General features: G+C 47.5%; 16 protein-coding genes. 12 read left to right on the plus strand and 4 right to left on the minus strand.

The window, feature by feature from the left end:
* Positions 1–283: 283 nt before the first annotated feature.
* Entirely contained in the window at positions 284–1882 is a 1599-nt protein-coding gene (locus tag CZ379_RS12550) for an Ig-like domain-containing protein (protein ID WP_110931928.1), read from the plus strand.
* Positions 1883–1927: 45 nt separating this feature from the next.
* Here the strand turns inward: CZ379_RS12550 and CZ379_RS12555 are convergent, their stop codons facing one another.
* Positions 1928–2974: a PocR ligand-binding domain-containing protein gene (locus tag CZ379_RS12555; RefSeq protein ID WP_110931929.1), complete on the minus strand. Its 1047-nt coding sequence runs from the start codon at positions 2972–2974 to the stop codon at positions 1928–1930.
* A 388-nt stretch (positions 2975–3362) separates the two neighbouring features.
* Here CZ379_RS12555 and CZ379_RS12560 point away from each other — a divergent pair, with 388 nt between their 5' ends.
* Positions 3363–4499 (plus strand): glycerol dehydrogenase, encoded by a 1137-nt coding sequence (locus tag CZ379_RS12560; RefSeq protein ID WP_110931930.1) that lies wholly within the window; start codon positions 3363–3365, stop codon positions 4497–4499.
* Position 4500: 1 nt separating this feature from the next.
* Positions 4501–6270, plus strand: coding sequence for a dihydroxyacetone kinase subunit DhaK (dhaK, locus tag CZ379_RS12565; RefSeq protein ID WP_110931931.1), 1770 nt, complete (start codon positions 4501–4503; stop codon positions 6268–6270).
* Between the two features lie 44 nt (positions 6271–6314).
* Here the strand turns inward: dhaK and CZ379_RS12570 are convergent, their stop codons facing one another.
* The 3 genes from CZ379_RS12570 to CZ379_RS12580 form a co-directional block, all read right to left on the minus strand.
* On the minus strand, positions 6315–6641 hold the full coding sequence (locus CZ379_RS12570; RefSeq protein WP_110931932.1) for a hypothetical protein: 327 nt from the start codon (positions 6639–6641) through the stop codon (positions 6315–6317).
* A gap of 6 nt (positions 6642–6647) precedes the next feature.
* Positions 6648–7247: an ImmA/IrrE family metallo-endopeptidase gene (locus tag CZ379_RS12575; RefSeq protein WP_110931933.1), complete on the minus strand. Its 600-nt coding sequence runs from the start codon at positions 7245–7247 to the stop codon at positions 6648–6650.
* 111 nt (positions 7248–7358) lie between these two features.
* The gene (locus CZ379_RS12580; protein ID WP_110931934.1) at positions 7359–7712 is read right to left on the minus strand and encodes a helix-turn-helix domain-containing protein; all 354 of its coding nucleotides are present in this window, start codon (positions 7710–7712) and stop codon (positions 7359–7361) included.
* Between the two features lie 282 nt (positions 7713–7994).
* Here CZ379_RS12580 and CZ379_RS12585 point away from each other — a divergent pair, with 282 nt between their 5' ends.
* The 9 genes from CZ379_RS12585 to CZ379_RS12625 all read left to right on the plus strand — a co-directional run bounded on the left by CZ379_RS12585 (position 7995) and on the right by CZ379_RS12625 (position 17597).
* On the plus strand, positions 7995–8492 hold the full coding sequence (locus CZ379_RS12585; RefSeq protein ID WP_110931935.1) for an ArpU family phage packaging/lysis transcriptional regulator: 498 nt from the start codon (positions 7995–7997) through the stop codon (positions 8490–8492).
* 189 nt (positions 8493–8681) lie between these two features.
* Positions 8682–10319, plus strand: coding sequence for a glycoside hydrolase family 53 protein (locus CZ379_RS12590; RefSeq protein ID WP_110931936.1), 1638 nt, complete (start codon positions 8682–8684; stop codon positions 10317–10319).
* A 169-nt stretch (positions 10320–10488) separates the two neighbouring features.
* The gene (locus tag CZ379_RS12595) at positions 10489–11769 is read left to right on the plus strand and encodes a sugar ABC transporter substrate-binding protein (RefSeq protein WP_110931937.1); all 1281 of its coding nucleotides are present in this window, start codon (positions 10489–10491) and stop codon (positions 11767–11769) included.
* A gap of 28 nt (positions 11770–11797) precedes the next feature.
* Entirely contained in the window at positions 11798–13099 is a 1302-nt protein-coding gene (locus CZ379_RS12600; protein WP_110931938.1) for a carbohydrate ABC transporter permease, read from the plus strand.
* Entirely contained in the window at positions 13096–13938 is an 843-nt protein-coding gene (locus CZ379_RS12605; RefSeq protein ID WP_110931939.1) for a sugar ABC transporter permease, read from the plus strand. The genes CZ379_RS12600 and CZ379_RS12605 overlap by 4 nt, the downstream gene beginning before the upstream one ends.
* Positions 13939–13970: 32 nt before the next feature.
* Positions 13971–15020: a glycoside hydrolase family 53 protein gene (locus tag CZ379_RS12610; RefSeq protein ID WP_110931940.1), complete on the plus strand. Its 1050-nt coding sequence runs from the start codon at positions 13971–13973 to the stop codon at positions 15018–15020.
* Positions 15021–15091: 71 nt separating this feature from the next.
* The gene (locus CZ379_RS12615) at positions 15092–15964 is read left to right on the plus strand and encodes an AraC family transcriptional regulator (protein WP_110931941.1); all 873 of its coding nucleotides are present in this window, start codon (positions 15092–15094) and stop codon (positions 15962–15964) included.
* A 423-nt stretch (positions 15965–16387) separates the two neighbouring features.
* Positions 16388–17224: a hypothetical protein gene (locus CZ379_RS12620; RefSeq protein WP_199925592.1), complete on the plus strand. Its 837-nt coding sequence runs from the start codon at positions 16388–16390 to the stop codon at positions 17222–17224.
* Positions 17225–17243: 19 nt separating this feature from the next.
* Complete coding sequence (locus tag CZ379_RS12625; RefSeq protein WP_110931943.1) at positions 17244–17597, plus strand: YqzN/YkzM domain-containing protein; 354 nt, start codon at positions 17244–17246, stop codon at positions 17595–17597.

Here is a 17597-nt window from a genome sequence, read left to right on the forward strand (position 1 = left end):
GCTGTGGTCGATGATGACGCAGATATAATCCGCCAGTTCACCCATGATGAGTTCCTTGATGCTGTCTCTGCCCAGCGCGTCCATATGGGGGAAAGTGAAAAAGAGGCGATAATCCGATCCAAACCCGTCATTTCCAGCACCTTGGGAGTAGTCCTTCAGACAGACTCCTGAGAGATTTGGCCAATAACATAATTGAACTTCCAGCTATATATGTATTCTATAAATATATGGATCAAATATAGCATATAGATAAGCGGTAGTCATAAAGAATGGAGGAGAGAAATTGAATAAATCTTATGCACTTTTGAAACAGCGGGTAGTGACAGTTTTATTGGCGATCATATTATTGTTGACACTACCAACAGGTTGGGCCTCCGCATCAGAAGGGGAAGCTGCATTGGAATGGGAGCAAAGTTACGGGGAGAATGTCTCGCTGCTTCACGTAAAGCCGATTAGGGATGGATATGCCATAGTTGGCGTGAACAAGAGCAACAACAACGTATACTTCGCGAAGACAGATTCTTTGGGTACTTTATATTGGGAGAAGAGTTTTGAAGTGCGAGGCAGCAATGGAAAAATTGTAAAATTTACAGAAGCTGTTTCTGCGCAAGATGGTGGATATTTATTAGGGGGAACCCTCGAAGACTTTCATTTTCGCTACAGAGATTTTTACCTTGCCAAAATAGACGATAACGGGTTCATCCAGTGGAACAACATGTTTTCTTCTGGAGCTTACGGGACTTTTAGAGATATCCATTTATCCAAGGAAGGTAGTTACTTATTTGCTGAATCTACAGAAAGCTTAAATACCGGTTCCTTCTCTACCAGTGTAGGCAAGTTATCCTCGGCTGGAGATATGATCTTCAGAAAGACTGTAGGTGGGGGAGGACCTGCGGCCTCTTTTTATCAAGCCAATAAAATTCACGAATTAGCCAACGGAGGTTATGTTGTCGAAGGCGATATCCAAGGTACGGTTCGTATATGGACGTTAGACGCAAATCGGGAGGTAGTTTGGACAAATACTTATAGCGGACTTACTGGAGGTGAGGTAGCTGTAAATGCTGATGACGGATATATGATTGCAGCCGCAAATGAAAATGATGAGGTTGTATTCATACAAAATGATGCCAACAATCAAGAAGAGCAGCGTCAAACGCTAGCGGTGCGAGGGAAAGTGATCTCGTTAGAAAGAACTGCTGACGGTTATTTATTCGGCACTACGCAAGGACTCTATAAGACGAACATGAACGGGGAGGTACTCTGGTTCCAAGCAGTAAGTGATTTGCAACGGGTTTTCGTCGAATCGGATGGAAGTGTGCTTGTCATCGCCAAGGAGAGGCTGCTTAAATTTGGTACAAGCGAAAATCACGAAACTCCCTCGCTCGAATATCTGAAATTCGATTCTCCAAGTTATAGTCTGGGCCTTGAACAGACGTTGGACACGGTAGTTACTGCCGTGTATGGAAATACGTCGAGAAATGTCACTTCTTTAGTTCACTTCTCTTCGGATGATGAGTCCATTGCTTCCATTGATGCTTCCGGCAGCATTACGGGTCACCGATTTGGTCAAACGCATATTCGAGCCATATGGAGCAATCAAGAAGCGGTAGCTAGGGTGTATGTATGGCCATCATCCACATCCCTGCATTTTGATTCTGATGAGTATAGTGTTAATATCGGCGAGCCGCTGGACATTGAGGTTACTTATCGGCTTGGAAACAACTTTACTCAGGTTACGCATATCAGCAGTTATAGCAGCAGTAATCCTTCCATTGCCTACGTAGATTCCGAGGGAAATATTATCGGATTGCAGCGAGGCAGGGTTACCTTGACGGTCACTTATGATGGGCTTGAAGCGACAGCCATTGTTGATGTCTATTAAGGGAAATGGACAGAACGATGAAGCGGAGTTTATTTTGGAATCAGGCTAATCCATCGCCTTGCTTTTATATACATTTCGATATATCGTCGGCGTCAAGTTCTCGAACTTCTTGAACATTTTGATGAAATAACTCGTATCGCTAAACCCGAAAGCATCGCTGATCTCGTTGATGGATAAGTCCGTTGACTCCAGAAGCTGTTTGGCCCATTCGATTTTAAGCCGGGCGACGAAGATGGTGAAATTCTCCCCGGTTTCCTTTGTAAATATGCGGCTAAAATAGCTTGGACTAATATGGCAAAGCTCAGCCATCGCCTGTAATTTGAAATTCTCGCTCTTGTGGGCGAAGATGTAGTCAAAAGCGGGCTGAAGAACCGGATTGGATGACAAGAAGGCATCGGCTGCGGATTGCTTTACTTTCGTCTCAATAAGCGCGCTGGATAGCTCATTTTGAATCGCCTGAATGTTCCGATAAGCGTGTTCCGAGGCACTCATCTTGTCCAGCGAAGCAGGAGTAGTCCCGAGTGCCATTGCCTTCTTGTATGCATCAATCGCTGTGTCTTTACGGATCGCTTCTTCTATAATATAGGTGCATAAGTGAAAGAGCATATCCGCTATCGTGGTCACTTCTTCATAGGATAAGACGGGCAGTGAATCGTAGTCCTTTTTATAGGCAGCGAATTTACTGTCCGTTTCCGCATTGGATGGCCGGGTGACTATTTGTTCGAGCGGCGGTACGTTGGTATCGCGCAGCTTCACTTGGCCTGCCATGATCGCCCCAATATATTGATTATCAATAATGATAGGAATCGCAATATCGATAATATTGAAATGGCATAAATAAATATAAGGTTTATTTAACCGGACAGCCTCTAATCCGGCACGAGCATCGCATTTTTGACAATACTGAGAGAGATAGGAATCCTGTCGCACATTTTGGCAAAAGGACTGGCAGTAACTATGCTTGGTGACAGGAACCCCTTTGTAATCGACCGTGATGATCGCCATTTTGGTCACGAGCGAAAGAGAGTCCTGCAGCTTATGCCATTTTTCCAAATCTATAATACGCCCGATATCAAACCGTGATTTTACCATGCTTGTACAGTCTCCATTAAATGATGTAGTCGTATTTGGTGTGGATTTTCCTACTATATAAGATGAACTAGTAGTTCATCATTATATAAATGGATTTATAGTAGTTAGTTTCTACGGCAAAGAAGGGAATGTAGATTTGGAGCAGCAGCGATCGTAGTAACATTATACGTACTAGCCCCACATCCATTTTAATAGTCCATCCTCTTATATATTATACTAAACTCTATACGAAATTCATGACCTCCAGGACAAAATAGTCCAATTTCACGTCCTGACAACAAAAAAATACGATATGAAATTGCTTTAAATGGGGCTTATTCTTCCGTGACTATACAGGAGCCACTGCCTAAAATAGGGGTATAATCTATTAAGGGAGGAACTTTTGATCATGAGAAGAGCCTTTATTAGTCCGGCAAAATATGTCCAAGGCGAGGATGAATTGCTTAACTTGGGTTATTATGTAAAAACGTTTGGGGATTCCGCGCTATTGATTGCCCATCCTGATGATGTGGCGCGAGTGAAAGAGAAGCTGGATGCAACTGCAACCAAGTTTAATATCACTTTTGTTGAAAGCGATTTCCAAGGGGAGTGCTCAAGACTAGAGGTCGCGCGCTTACAAGCCATTGCTAAGGAGCATCGCTGTGCCTGCACCATCGGACTCGGCGGGGGGAAGGCGATTGATACCGCGAAATGCGTAGCTGAAGGGGAGGCGCTGATCATCGTGCCGACGATTGTCGCGACGGATGCGCCGACGAGCCATTCGGCCGTACTGTATACGCCTGAGGGAGCCTTTGATGATTATGCTTATTTTAAACAAAGCCCTAGCGTGGTCATGATTGATACGACAGTGATTGCGAATGCGCCGACCCGATTTCTTATAGCCGGCATGGGGGATGCGATTTCTACTTATTTTGAGGCGAGAGCCACGGCGAGATCCTATTCGAACGTAAACGCCGGACTGCCAAACGGTGTTCGGGAAGGGATATGCGGAGATGCCAAAGGAACCAAGACAGCATTAGCCTTAGCAAAATTATGTTATGAAATGTTATTAGAAGATGGTCTGAAGGCCAAACTATCCTGTGATCGGAATGTTGTTACGCCTGCATTGGAGAACATCGTTGAGGCCAATATTTTGCTATCCGGCCTAGGATTCGAGAGCGGGGGCTTAGCGGCAGCGCATGCGATCCATAACGGATTAACTTCGCTTGAAGGGACCCATGGTTATTATCATGGAGAAAAGGTAGCTTTCAGCACGATTGCCCAATTGGTTCTTGAAAATGCAGATCAGGACGAAATCGATGAAGTTCTCTCGTTCTGTGCTTCGGTCGGCCTGCCTATTTGCCTAGCTGACTTGGGCGTAGACAGCATATCGGACGAAGAATTGCAGGAAGTTGCCAAGAAGGCTTGTATCCCAGAAGAATCGATTCATTCGATGCCATTTCCGATTACAGAGGAAGCGGTAGCAGCAGCGATTATGGTCGCAGACCAAATTGGACGTGAATTCAAAATGAACAAGGAGGCATAAGGTGAAGAAGATCATCAATCAACCCGATACGCTCGTTAGAGAAATGTGCAACGGCATAGTTTTGGCTCATCCGAGTCTAGTGTTCGATAGTAAGTACAAAATTATTTCCAAGAAAATCATCAACGAGGATAAAGTAACGCTAATCAGCGGTGGCGGAAGCGGCCACGAGCCGGCACATGCGGGGTTTGTAGGGAAGGGCATGCTGGATGTGGCGGTATGCGGCGATGTATTTGCCTCTCCTTCCCAAATCCAAGTCTATCAAGGGATACGAAACTCTGTAAGCAACAAGGGAACGCTGCTAATTATTAAAAATTACAGCGGCGACATTATGAATTTCAAGAATGCAGCTCATTTGGCGAGTGAGGATGGCATCAAGGTCGACTATGTTATCGTCGATGATGACATTGCTGTAGAGGATAGTCTTTATACGGTAGGCAAAAGAGGCGTTGCGGGAACGGTGCTCGTCCACAAAATTGCCGGGGCCGCGGCAGAGGCAGGTTTATCGCTGGGCGAAGTCAAAGAGCTGGCAGAACATGCCGTCGGCAGCATTCGCAGTATCGGCTTTGCCCTTACCTCCTGCACCGTTCCCGCGAAGGGTTCACCTACGTTTCATCTGGAAGAGCAGGAAATGGAGTATGGTGTCGGTATTCATGGCGAGCCGGGCATTCGGAGAGAGGCCGTGCTATCAGCGGATGAATTAGCCCAGCGGATGGTGACGGCCTTGCTGAGCAACCTGCATATGGACGATGACAAAGAACAAGAGGTGGCGGTGCTGATCAATGGGTTCGGCGGCACGCCGCTGCAGGAGCTTTATTTGCTGAATCATTCCGTAACGCGTGAACTAGCAGCGAAGAACAAAGGAATATATAAGGCTTTTGTCGGCAACTACATGACCAGCATCGATATGGCCGGGGCATCGGTAACAATCATGAAGCTTGACCCTACGTTGAAAAAATGGCTGGCAGAGCCTTGCAATACACCGGCATTGGTCGTTCAGGAGCCATTCGAGCCTGTAGTCTTCACGGAGGTTGTTCACAATCCGCAGAATGAGAAGGCGGATCGATCGGTATCCTACAAGAATGAGACAGATCCAGCGAGCGCCATCGTAGAGCATAACCAGCTTTCCCTGCAAAATATCATCTATCTGATCGATCAAATGAGTGAGGTCGTCATTGAGCACGAAGTACCCTTCTGCGAATTGGATGCTCATGCGGGTGACGGGGACTTTGGCATGAGTATTGCCAAGGGATTCAAGCAATTGAAGACTGAGTGGCCGGACATAGTAACGCAGAATTCAGCGGATATTGGCAGCTTTCTAGACGCTTGCTCGTTAATTATTATGGAGCATTGCGGCGGAGCTTCGGGGCCGATTTGGGGCTCTGCCTTCCGAGCGGCAAGCAAATATGCAGGAGGAAGACAAGCGCTCTCTGTGGATGAAGTTGCTGGAATGATGGCTGCCGTAGTTCAAGGTATTCAGCAAACCGGGGAAAGAACATTCGGCAGGGGGGCGGTCGTCGGCGACAAAACCCTAATCGATGCACTTGTGCCTTATGCTGAGTCCTGGAAACAGAGCGCTGGGCGTGGCGAAGATATAAAGACCGCATCGAATAAGGCGGCAGAAGCTGCTGTAGATGGAGCGAAACAAACCGAGGCCATTGTAGCCCGGATGGGTAGAGCCGGAGCGGTGGGCGAGCGCAGTATTGGTTACCCCGATGCCGGAGCCCATGCCTTGGGCGTAATATTTACAGAGCTGGCCAAAGCATTAAAATAGGAAAAGAAGCAAGCACAGCTCCGGGACACCGGAGCTGTTTGCATTTAGAGAATTCTGTCAAGATGCAGGATTTCCTCCACATCATCCATTTGGACGATCAGTAATTCAAACTCCTCCCCATGACGAGCATAAATTTGCGGGAGCAAAATTCCTAGGTTGTTCTTCTCCTCCGTCTGGCTCATTAAATCCTCCAATAAAACCGAAACGCCCCGATGGTCGCCGTAATCCTCTGCCTCAAGAGGCTCCAGGGGAGCGGGCAGAGATATGTATAATGTCTTGGACCAGTCAAGCTCGCCGGGTTCTGTCTTGATTACGAGCTGCAGCGGTCTAAAGGCTTCGTCATAAAAATCGCAATATGCTCTAATTCGCAATTCGCTTCATTCCTTTTCTGATAGCTGCTTCTCCAACTGGGAGAGTATCCGCTGGGTTTCGGCAGACCATCTTATTTCCGGCTCCGTCTCGCTCTGTCTTCTTTCGGCTTCTTGTGCAGCTGCGATCAGGCTGCCCTGCAGGACGCGGCGCTGAATTTGGTCGAGACGCTGTTCAGCGAGATCGAGCGGAATATGAAATGCATCGGCAAGATAAGGAATCGCCTCGCTTCGATGATCCGGGATTGGCAATTTTTCAAACATATAGAAAGGGACAGCCGCATACAGTACGAAATGATCCGCCTCCGACTCCTGGGCGTGCTTGAATAGGCTAGGCATATGGCGCTGATCTCCCGAGTGCCTGAGAACATGGCATAATTCATGAAAGAAAATGACCCTGGCCTTGGCGTCATCCATATGCTTGTTCAGAAATATAACCCGTTCTTCGTTATCGGAGAAGGAAGGACAGGCGGCGTATACGAGTTCTATGTCAAAAGCTTCGGCAATCCGCTCAATATCATGCTGCTCAGCATCCAGCAGGCCGCTGCTTCGATATTTAGAGTTGATCCACTGCTCTAGATAGGTCTCTTGATAATAGGAAAACAACATGGATATCACCTCTTATGGGAATGTATGTTCGGTTCAGGGGTGTAAATAAAGGTCCTGGAAGTAAGGACCCGAGTATGATCATTAAATGGGATGATGCTGCCTCCATTATATTCATTTATTGGATTGGTTGTCCAGCAGCTTCTTCTTCTGTTCCCGATAAGCCTTCAAAGCAGCTTCCATCATGGCGATTTCATCAGGAGTATATGCTTCTGGCCCGCCGTAAAAAGACATGCTTGCCTGCATTCCCTCCGTTGGTGAAGGGTCGGAAGTACGTCCCAGCAAATAATCCCCGTTCGTATCCAGCGCGTCGACGATCCTTCGCAGCGATTCGGGATCCGGCTTCCGGTCGTTCGTCTCATATCTCGACAACTGAACCGTTGTTAAGTCGGCTCGTGATGCGAGGTCTTTTTGGGTTAAGTTTTTCAGTTCTCGAAGATGCTTGATCCGATCGCCCAGTGTATGCATAGACACTCCCTCTTCTTGAATGTGCTAATAAAAAACGACATGCACAATATATATCATTGCCATACTGGTATGAAAACAAATAAAGTGTAAGTTGTTGACAATGCCATATTGGTAATATATAATGCGATTAGTGTTACCGATTCGGTAACATAAACTTTGATTAACAAGTTATATTATTCATTTTACATGGTTCAGGCTGGTAAATCAACACTAGTCATAAAGGAATGTTGCCGTACTGGTAATTTCGAAGGCGTCAAAATTATCTTCATGGAGGGATTGGCAATGGGGAAAAGACATATTAATTCATTTGGGATTTTTCATAGTTTACCGGTGGACGAAGCCGCAACTCGGTCGGCAGTCATTCAGCTTCTCGAAGAAGTGAGGCAGTATCGGCAAATCGGTTATATCCGCCAGATGGTGAATGTAACTCATAATTATGCTCCAAGATACCACGGGGCGACCCATCTCGTTTCTAAGCCGACCGAGCAGACAGCGATTCGGAACATCGACAAAGAAGCCGAGCTGCAAAGGAAGTCGGAGCTGCTGGATCAGGCCATGAACGGGCTGTCCAGTACGCAGCGGGAAGTTATTGAACGAAGTTATTTGGATGATGAACGGGAGTATGATTTCATTAGCTGCGGGGAAATGGGGATTAGCGACCGGACGTATCGGCGCATCAAAGCTAGCGCTCTCAAGCTGCTGGCGATCGCAATGAAGCTTGAAGTTTTTGCAGAACCCGAGGATAGGAGAGCAACCGTATCTGTGCATGAAGTCGGCTAAGAGTCGGCTTCTTTTGTGGGGGGAGAGAAAATTACTTTAATTAAGGGGGGAGTCCCAGCATGGCCTCATCTTCTAACATAATCCAAAATTATTATATAAAAGCTAAAGTTTTATTATATATCCACATCATTGTAAGCGCTTTATAATCTGAGTGTAGCAAAAATACCATGTTAAAAGGAGTTGTTGTTAGTGGGTAAATGGGTTAGAGCTATTGCTTTAGCAGGTGTAGTTGCACTTTTTACATCTATGATCACTCCTCTTCAAGAAACAAAGGCTGCTGGAGGCTTCGTTATGGGGGGAGACGTTTCAATGCTCCATGAAGTTGAGCAGTTAGGCGGGAAGTTCTACGATCAGGGCACTCCAAAAGATGCTCTGCAAATTTTAAGCGCTCATGGCATGAATGCTGTCCGATTGCGTCTATGGGTTGACCCGTATGACAGTTTCGGAAATCCTTATGGCGGTGGAACAAACGATCTGGCTACGACTATATCTCTTGCACAGCGAGCGAAGGCACAAGGTATGGAGGTGCTGCTGGATTTTCACTTCAGTGATTTCTGGGCAGACCCAGGGAAGCAGAACAAGCCTAAAGCTTGGCAGAGCTTAACGTACAACCAACTGCTAACCACGGTATATGACTATACGCATAGTGTAATTACGCAAATGAAAGCGGCTGGCGTGATGCCTGATATGGTTCAGGTAGGAAACGAGGCAAGCAGCGGCATCCTCTGGAATGATGGCAAGGTGGGGGGAGGCATTGATGATTTTACGAAACTCGGAGAACTGTTTACCTCTGCTATTAATGGGATTAATGCGGCCCTCAGTTCTAGTGAGAACATTGAGATTGTTCTGCATTTGGATCATGGCGGCGACAACAATTTATACACTTGGTGGTTCGATAAAATTGAAGCGGAGAACGTGGATTACGATATTATCGGCTTGACCTACTATCCGTTTTGGCATGGAACGATGGGAGAATTGGCGTATAATCTTAATGCGATCAGCAGCCGTTACAATAAGGACGTAATGATTGTGGAAACGTCGTATGGCTTTACGCTGGATGATGGTGATGGTTTAGGCAACTCTTTTTACACGGCGGAAGAAAGCATTGGGGGTTACCCGGCTACGGTAGAAGGCCAGACGGCGTATTTGCGGGATTTGAAGGAAATTGTTAGGGATGTCCCAAACAACCGAGGCCGCGGCATTTTCTGGTGGGAGCCGACATGGCTGCCTGTTGCAGGGGCTAACTGGGGGACGGATGCAGGCAAGCTGTACAACAATGATACTGGATTACTATCTAATCCTTGGGACAATCAGACCTTGTTTGATTTTAATGGAAATGTGTTGTCTACAGTTTCAGTATTTACACCAAGTGCTCCAACCAACCTTGTTGCTAATCATAGCTTTGAGGCCGATGGTTGGACAACAACACCATCTAGTTGGAATCGCTGGGCAGCCGATACGGCATCCTATAATGCTATTAAGGTTGAAGAAAACGGTATTACGGGCAGCTATAAGCTGACGCATTGGAGTGATTCTGCTTATGAGGCCTCTACGTACCAGACTGTTTCAGGATTAAGCAATGGTACCTATACTTTATCCGCTTGGGTGCTTAACAGTGGCGGACAAAATACGCTGCAGCTTTACGCTAAAAATTACGGGGGGTCAGAACGGAACGTCAATCTTCCTGTTAGCCCAACAAAGTGGGTAAAAGTAAAAATTGAAAACATCAGTGTTACAAATGGTCAAATCGAATTAGGCATTTATTCAGATGCGAATGCTGATAATTGGATGAACCTCGATAACGTCAAACTTTATAAAACAAACTAGCCATGAAGTTTGGTTGGCAGTCTTAGGCACGCCATATATCGTTCGCCTAAGACTTTTTTTTTGCTGAAGAGCCAAAATTATTATATACACCCTGAAGTTTTATTATATATCTACCTCCTTGGAAGCGTTTTATAATTTAAGTGAAGCAGAAAAAAGAGGGGGAGTTCTTATGAAGAAAGCCTGGATGTGGTCATTCATCTTCATTCTTTTAATTTCATTAACGGCGTGTGCGCCGAACAGAGAAGGACAAATAGGTGAAGGAAGCACAGGAAATAACGGAGGCAATGACACTGGACAACAGCTATCGGCAGATGACAGCGCCAAGCCGGCTAAGCTTGTAGTTTGGTCTAATGATGACAGCAACCAGCTGAAGGTAGTGGAGCAGCTCGCACAGGGTTATACGGCTGAGACAGGAATTGAAGTTGAAATCGTTCCTGTTAGCGGTTCTGAGCAGGTGCAGAAGCTCGCGTTGGCAGCTCCAGCTGGAAATGGGCCCGATTTGTTCTACCAGCCCCAAGACCGATTAGGCGATCTTGTCGTTCAAGGGCTGGCCGAACCAGTTGAGCTCTCAGGAGAGGAGAGCGGGCAGTATAGCGATGCTGCACTGCAGGCTGTTCAATATGACGGGGCGACCTATGGATTTCCGATCTCGATCGAGACTTATGCTGTTTACTACAATAAAGCTCTTCTGGAGCAAGTACCCGATTCCTTAGAGGAAATCTCGAACATATCCAGCAGCTTGACCCATGTCAGCGAAGACCGCTATGCATTTCTGATGGTTCCGGATTTTTATTATGCGATTCCATTTATTACGAATTACGGCGGATATATTTTTGGAGAGTCGGGGGGCAAATATGACGCTTCCGATCTCGGTTTGAACAATGACGGCGCCGTACAGGGAATGACAGCCTTTGGGCAATTGGTGAAGGATGCCAGCATTCCTGCAACGATGACGATTGATGTTATGGACACGCTGTTCCTGGAAGGAAAGGTCGGGATGGTCATCAACGGCTTATGGGCGATGAAAACCTATGAGGACAAGCTTGGCGATCAGCTCGGCACGGCGCAAATTCCAGCGGTTAACGGCAAGCCTGCCCCATCCTTCGTTGGGGTCAAATCATGGTTTATTTCTTCGTATTCGAAGCACCAGGACTGGGCTAAGGATCTTGCGCTTTATTTCACGAATGCGGCCAATGCGACGGTTTATTACGAGCAGACAGGGGAAATTCCGGCACATCCGGATGCCCAGCAGGCGATTACGAATGAATTGTACGCAGGCTTCGTGGCTCAGATTGAAAGCGGGGTGTCCATGCCGAACATTCCAGAGATGAGCGCGGTGTGGGAAATGGATAGTGCAATTGACTTTATCGTCAAAGGCGATGATCCGAAGGCGGTGCTCGATGAAACGGCGGAGCAAATTTCCGCGCAAATCGCAGCTTCTGGGCAGTAAGCAATTTTAACATAAGGGAGGAAGCGGGATGGAGGAATCTCAGGACATCCCACGGCATTCGACACATCGACCGTGGCTGGCGATGCTGCTGTCCATTTTGTTTGCTGGATTAGGTCAGCTTTATAATCGCAGCTATTTTAAAGCCATCATTTTTATCGTTATTGAGCTAGTCTTCATTGTAACCTTTGCTGATTTTATTGGACTAGGGTTATGGGGGATCGTCACGTTGGGGACGATTCCCAAGCTTGACCATTCAATCTTTCTGCTCGTTTACGGCATTTTATCGCTAATCATGCTGGCTATCGCAGCTCTTGTATATGGTATTAATATTCGCGACGCGAAGCGGCAGGCAGAGCAAATTCGTCTGGGGTGGAAAAGGCCGCCGTTAAGAGAGACGATCAAGCAGGCGTACATGAACAGCTTTCCTTACTTGTTGTCAGTGCCGGGATTTATATTACTTATTTTCGTTGTTATTTTTCCGCTTTTATTTGCTATTTCGTTAGCATTCACGAACTATGATCTCTATCATTCGCCGCCGCGGCAATTAGTAGATTGGGTAGGCTTTGATAATTTCGTCAATCTCGTTACCGTGCCAATCTGGAATCAATCGTTTCTTAAAGTGCTCTCATGGACGCTCGTATGGACGATCGTATCGACGACGCTGCAAATTGGACTGGGCTTGTTCCTGGCTATCCTGGTGAATGACAAGCGGATCAAGTTCAAGCGCTTGATTCGGACGATTCTGATTTTGCCGTGGGCGATCCCGAACTTCGTCACGATTATGATCTTCTCAGCGCTGTTTAACGATCAGTTTGGGGCGATTAACCGCACTATCCTGCAATGGCTGAATATCGCGCCGCTTCCGTGGCTGACGGATCCGCTGTTTACGAAGCTCGCTCTGATCAGTATTCAAGTATGGCTCGGCTTCCCGTTTTTGTTTGCCCTGTTTACAGGCGTGCTGCAAAGCATATCGCATGATGCTTATGAAGCGGCGGATGTGGACGGCGGAACAAGATGGCAGAAATTTCGTTATATTACACTGCCGCATGTCTTGTTTGCTACCGCGCCACTGCTCATTATTCAATATACGGCCAACTTTAACAACTTCAATATCATTTACTTGTTCAACGGCGGAGGGCCGGCGGTCAGGGGGCAAACGGCAGGCGGTACAGACATTCTGATCTCCTGGGTGTACAAGCTGACCTTTACAACGAACAACTATAATATGGCGGCTGCAATCTCGCTGATCATTGGCGTCATCGTCATTGTCTTTGCCTTTATTCAATTCAGGCGGACGAAGTCGTTCAAAGAGGAGCGTGATTTCGGATGAATCAGCGATGGAAATCGAAGCTGGAGGTTGCCTCCATTTATGGCGTCATTCTCGTGATGTCGCTCATTATCTTCTATCCTCTAGCCTGGGCGGTCGGTCTGTCGTTTAATTCCGGAACGAGTCTGTACTCGGCAAGCATCCTACCGCGGGAGCCTACGCTGGAGCATTACCGGTGGCTGTTTACAAGCCCGGAGAGCAGCTATGTAACCTGGTACAAAAATACGCTGATCGTCTCGACGGTCAGCAGTCTGTCGTCCATCTTCTTTACTTCGATGACAGCGTATGCTTTGTCGCGATTCCAGTTTATTGGCAGAAAAAGCGGGATGTACGCCTTTCTGCTGCTGCAGATGTTCCCTGTGATGATGGCGATGGTGGCACTATACATTTTCCTAAATTTGATCGGGCTGCTCAATTCGTTGGTAGGCTTAATCCTCATCTATGTCGGCGGGCAAATTCCATTCAACGCCTGGCTAGTCAAAGGTTACCTGGATACGATTTCGAGAGAACTGGACGACGCGGCAAAAATAGATGGAGCGGGGCCGATCCGGATTTTTATTCAAATATTGCTGCCGCTGATTACTCCGATCCTGGCGATTGTGGCGCTGACCAACTTTATGCTGCCTATCTTTGACTTTATTCTGCCATCCATCATATTGCATGACAAAAGCAAGTATACGCTTGCGGTGGGCCTATACCACTTTGTTACGGAGAAATACTCCAGCAACTTCACCGTGTTTACGGCGGGGGCAATATTGATCGCAGTGCCTATTGCGGCGATTTATCTCTTTTTACAAAAATACTTTATTTCAGGGCTTGCTGCTGGCGGTACGAAAGGCTAGCCTGCAATGACCAAAAAAGGAGCAGAGAAATTATGAACATCGACTTTATCAAAGGTGCGGATATTTCGTTTGTAGATGAGATTGAAAATGAAGGCGGCGCGTTTTATGAGCAGGGGCAGAAGCGCGATGTGCTCGATATTTTGAAGGATAGCGGCGTAAACTCGGCGCGCCTTCGCATTTGGAACAATCCGGAATTTGATTATTGCAATCCGAAGAAAACGCTGAAGATGGCGAAGCGGATCAAGGAGAAGGGAATGCACTTTTTGCTGGATTTTCATTACTCCGACTATTGGGCCGATCCGTCCAAGCAATACATGCCGAAGGCGTGGGAAAACCTAAGCTTTGAAGAACTTGCTGCCGCTGTGGAGGAATTTACGGCTACCTTTATTACCGATCTGAAAAAGCAGGGCACGCTGCCTGATATGGTGCAGGTAGGCAATGAAATTACGAACGGCATGATCTGGGGCGAAGGAAGAGTCGATGGCGAGCATAATACGCCGGAGCAGTGGGAGAAGCTGAGCAAACTCATTGCGGCAGGCATACGCGGGGTTCGCGCAGCGACGGAAGGGACGGCCCCGATCCCGGTCATGATTCATATCGACCGTGGCGGAGATAATGAAGGAAGCCGTTTCTTCTATGACAAGCTCGCTCAGTTGAACATTGAATACGATATTATCGGCCTATCTTATTATTCATGGTGGCACGGAACGCTAGAGGAGTTTACAGATAATGTTAATGATCTGGCGGTACGCTATCATAAGCCGATTGTCATTGTAGAGGTGGCCTACCCATGGACGATGACGCCCCCGGATGAGCAGCCGCTCATTTTCAACCGCGAGGATTGGATCTATCCAGGTTTTCCGGTAAGCGTTGAGGGACAGAAGAGGTGGTTAGAGGAGCTGATGCGACGGATTAAGGCTATTCCGGATGGTCTGGGCCTCGGTCTCTATTATTGGGAGCCGTGCTGGATTCCTTCCAAGCCGACTTGGTCTGTTGGACACGAGAATAACTGGTCGAACCTTACGCTGTTTGACTATAGCGGCAATAAGCTAGATTCGTTGAATGCCTTTCTTGAAAAATAGCCGCCAGCTTGCTCAAATTGCTTGCGATCATGCATAATGAGAGGTATCTAACACTTAGGTGGTGATACCTCTTGGATTGGGGAAATGATAATATTCGATACGTATTTTCTTCCATAGAACGCTCGCTCCCACTCTATCTGGAATCGATTGGCTACAGTGCGTGGGAGCGTATCTTTCAACGTCCAGAAGGCTATCCGTACTATCACTGGCTGCATACGCTTGATGGCGAAGGCTGCTTCGAGCTTTTGGGGGAATCCATTAAGCTGACCAAGGGAATGGGCGTATTGCTGACGCCGTTTACGCCACATAGCTATTATCCTACCTCAGAACGCTGGTCGACGATTTATATTACGTTTGGCGGTGCAGCGGCAGGGGCGATTATGGAAGCACTGGATATGGATACATCCACCTTTTATGCGGAGGGGGAGGATCGATCCTTTGGCAAGCTGTTTAATGACTTGTTTCGGCGAATTGCCCAGGCCGAGTCTCACTCCAACATTGAGGTTTCATCGGATCTATATAATTTTCTCATGCAGCTGCGCAAATTCGGTATGCTGAATAGCCAGCCGTCGCTTTCTCAATACTACCAAAAGCTGCAGCCCATCGTATCGTGGATGGAGCAGCATATGTCCGACAATATCGGCTTGCCGGAAATTGCCGAACATGCGAACATGAGCATAAATACATTACATGAGCTATTTCAGCAGGCGTTTGATTTAAGCCCTTATTCATATCTGATTCAGCTTCGTATCCGTGAGGCGAAGCGAATCATTTTTCACCATCCAGAGCGTGCCTTGCGCGAGGTCGCTGAGCAGACAGGCTTTAACGATGTCAGCCACTTTGTCGCTACATTCCGCAAGAAAGAAGGGATTACGCCCGGCAAATACCGCGAGCTTCATCTAACGCCTGAGGAGCAGCAAGCTCCCGGCATAGAAACGATATAGCTGTGCAGTAAAATAATATTCATGCAAGTTTAAGAGCAAGGTCGAGGTTCAAAATCCAAGGTCAAGGTCGCAGCCAAGCTGGCCTTGGCCTTTTTTAATTGTCCGGGATATGCGCTCTCCTAACTCTTCTCTATCATAGTAGATCCTTACGATTGGATCGGAGTACAGGTTCAGTCCTGCAAAAAGCTGTCCGTTGGTTGTCCGGCTAATGACCAGGGCATGTCCGTGCATTGTACTTTAGGCGTGTTAAATTTGTATTGTGGAAATGAATCGATAGAGGTTCGGAAGCCGCTGAGTGGATCAGCGGCTTTTGGCATTTCCGGAAATGCCGCGCCACAGGAGCCCGGCGGGTATTGGAAGGAGGTGATAACCATTGCAAAAAGTAGGGTCGGATGAACTGGGGATGCTGGGATGGTACGCTTTATGAGAAGTGCGGTTACAGCCCGGCTGTTGCAAGCCGTTCCAGCGCTGCAAGGTGTATTTCATTCAACGGCCGAGATCAATGCTGGTGTGGCGGAAGGGCCTTATGTCTTAGTAGTAGAGACTGGAGAGGACACAAGCCCAGCATGGTCAGGCTTCAGGCAAATTATCGAGCTCTGGCTTTATGTCTCTCGCAACAGTCCGCTTGAGCTGGATGTGCTTAGCGAGCAGATGATTTATGCGTTGGACAAGGAGCTTCTGGCCGCAGAGACGGGGGAGAGGTTCCTCTGTTTATATGAGGGAACTACAGGAGCGGATTCGCTGGACGAGCCACGGGATGCTGTGAAGCGAGGCTTGCGGTTCGCATTGATCGTTCCACAGCAGATGAGTTCGTCGGTGCAAATCAGCAGCGATCCATGGTTGGATGCCGTCCAAGATTGGACGCGACGCATACTGGGCGAGGCTTGGCGGGTCTATAACGGCAGTTGGCCGTTAGGCTATGAGGCTCCTGCTGTGATGTGGAGGATTGCCGATATGGAGGTATCTCCGCAAGGCAGGGGGGTCTATGAATTGCAAAAACAATTCACGGCCTTTATAGCCGGAATGGATGCTGATCAGGAGCATCAGGCCATTCTTACCCTGGTAGAGGGCTTGGGCCGAAGCGTTAAAATTCCTTTGCGGCCGGAGGACAAGTCGTATTTAACCATTCTTGAACCGAAGGTGAATATGAACGCGAATGGAGTAACGGAAGGACAACTATCAGTAACGTTTAGCCGGCGCATCACGGGCTCTCTTGATGGAGGTTCGCTGATGCAGTTCATTCAACACACACGAATATAAATTTGAGGTGAGAAAAGCTATGGCACAAAAAAAGCAGCCAGCTAAAGCTGTTCAAGCTACTAAAGCAGCTAAAGCGGTTAATACAGCTAGTGTAGTTAACGCAGCCAACGCTAGTGCGGCCAAGGCAACCGGGGCTGGCAAATCAACGGGTGAAGCAGCCAGAGTTGTCAAAACAACCGCAGCATCTGAGGCTGCCGAGCCAGTATATCCGCTTGATGAAATTATGCAGCAATCGGAGGTGCTGATGGGCGTAAAGCCAGAAGTGCTGGCTGGCACATTCCATCATTTGCCCGGCGACATGTCCAGCGCCAGTCTAACGGTACAGGAAGCAAAAAAGCAGGTACAACTATTTTTGAATAGGAAGGTGAAGTAA

The organism is Paenibacillus bouchesdurhonensis (genome assembly GCF_900155685.1).
GTDB classification, from domain to species: Bacteria; Bacillota; Bacilli; order Paenibacillales; family Paenibacillaceae; genus Fontibacillus; species Fontibacillus bouchesdurhonensis.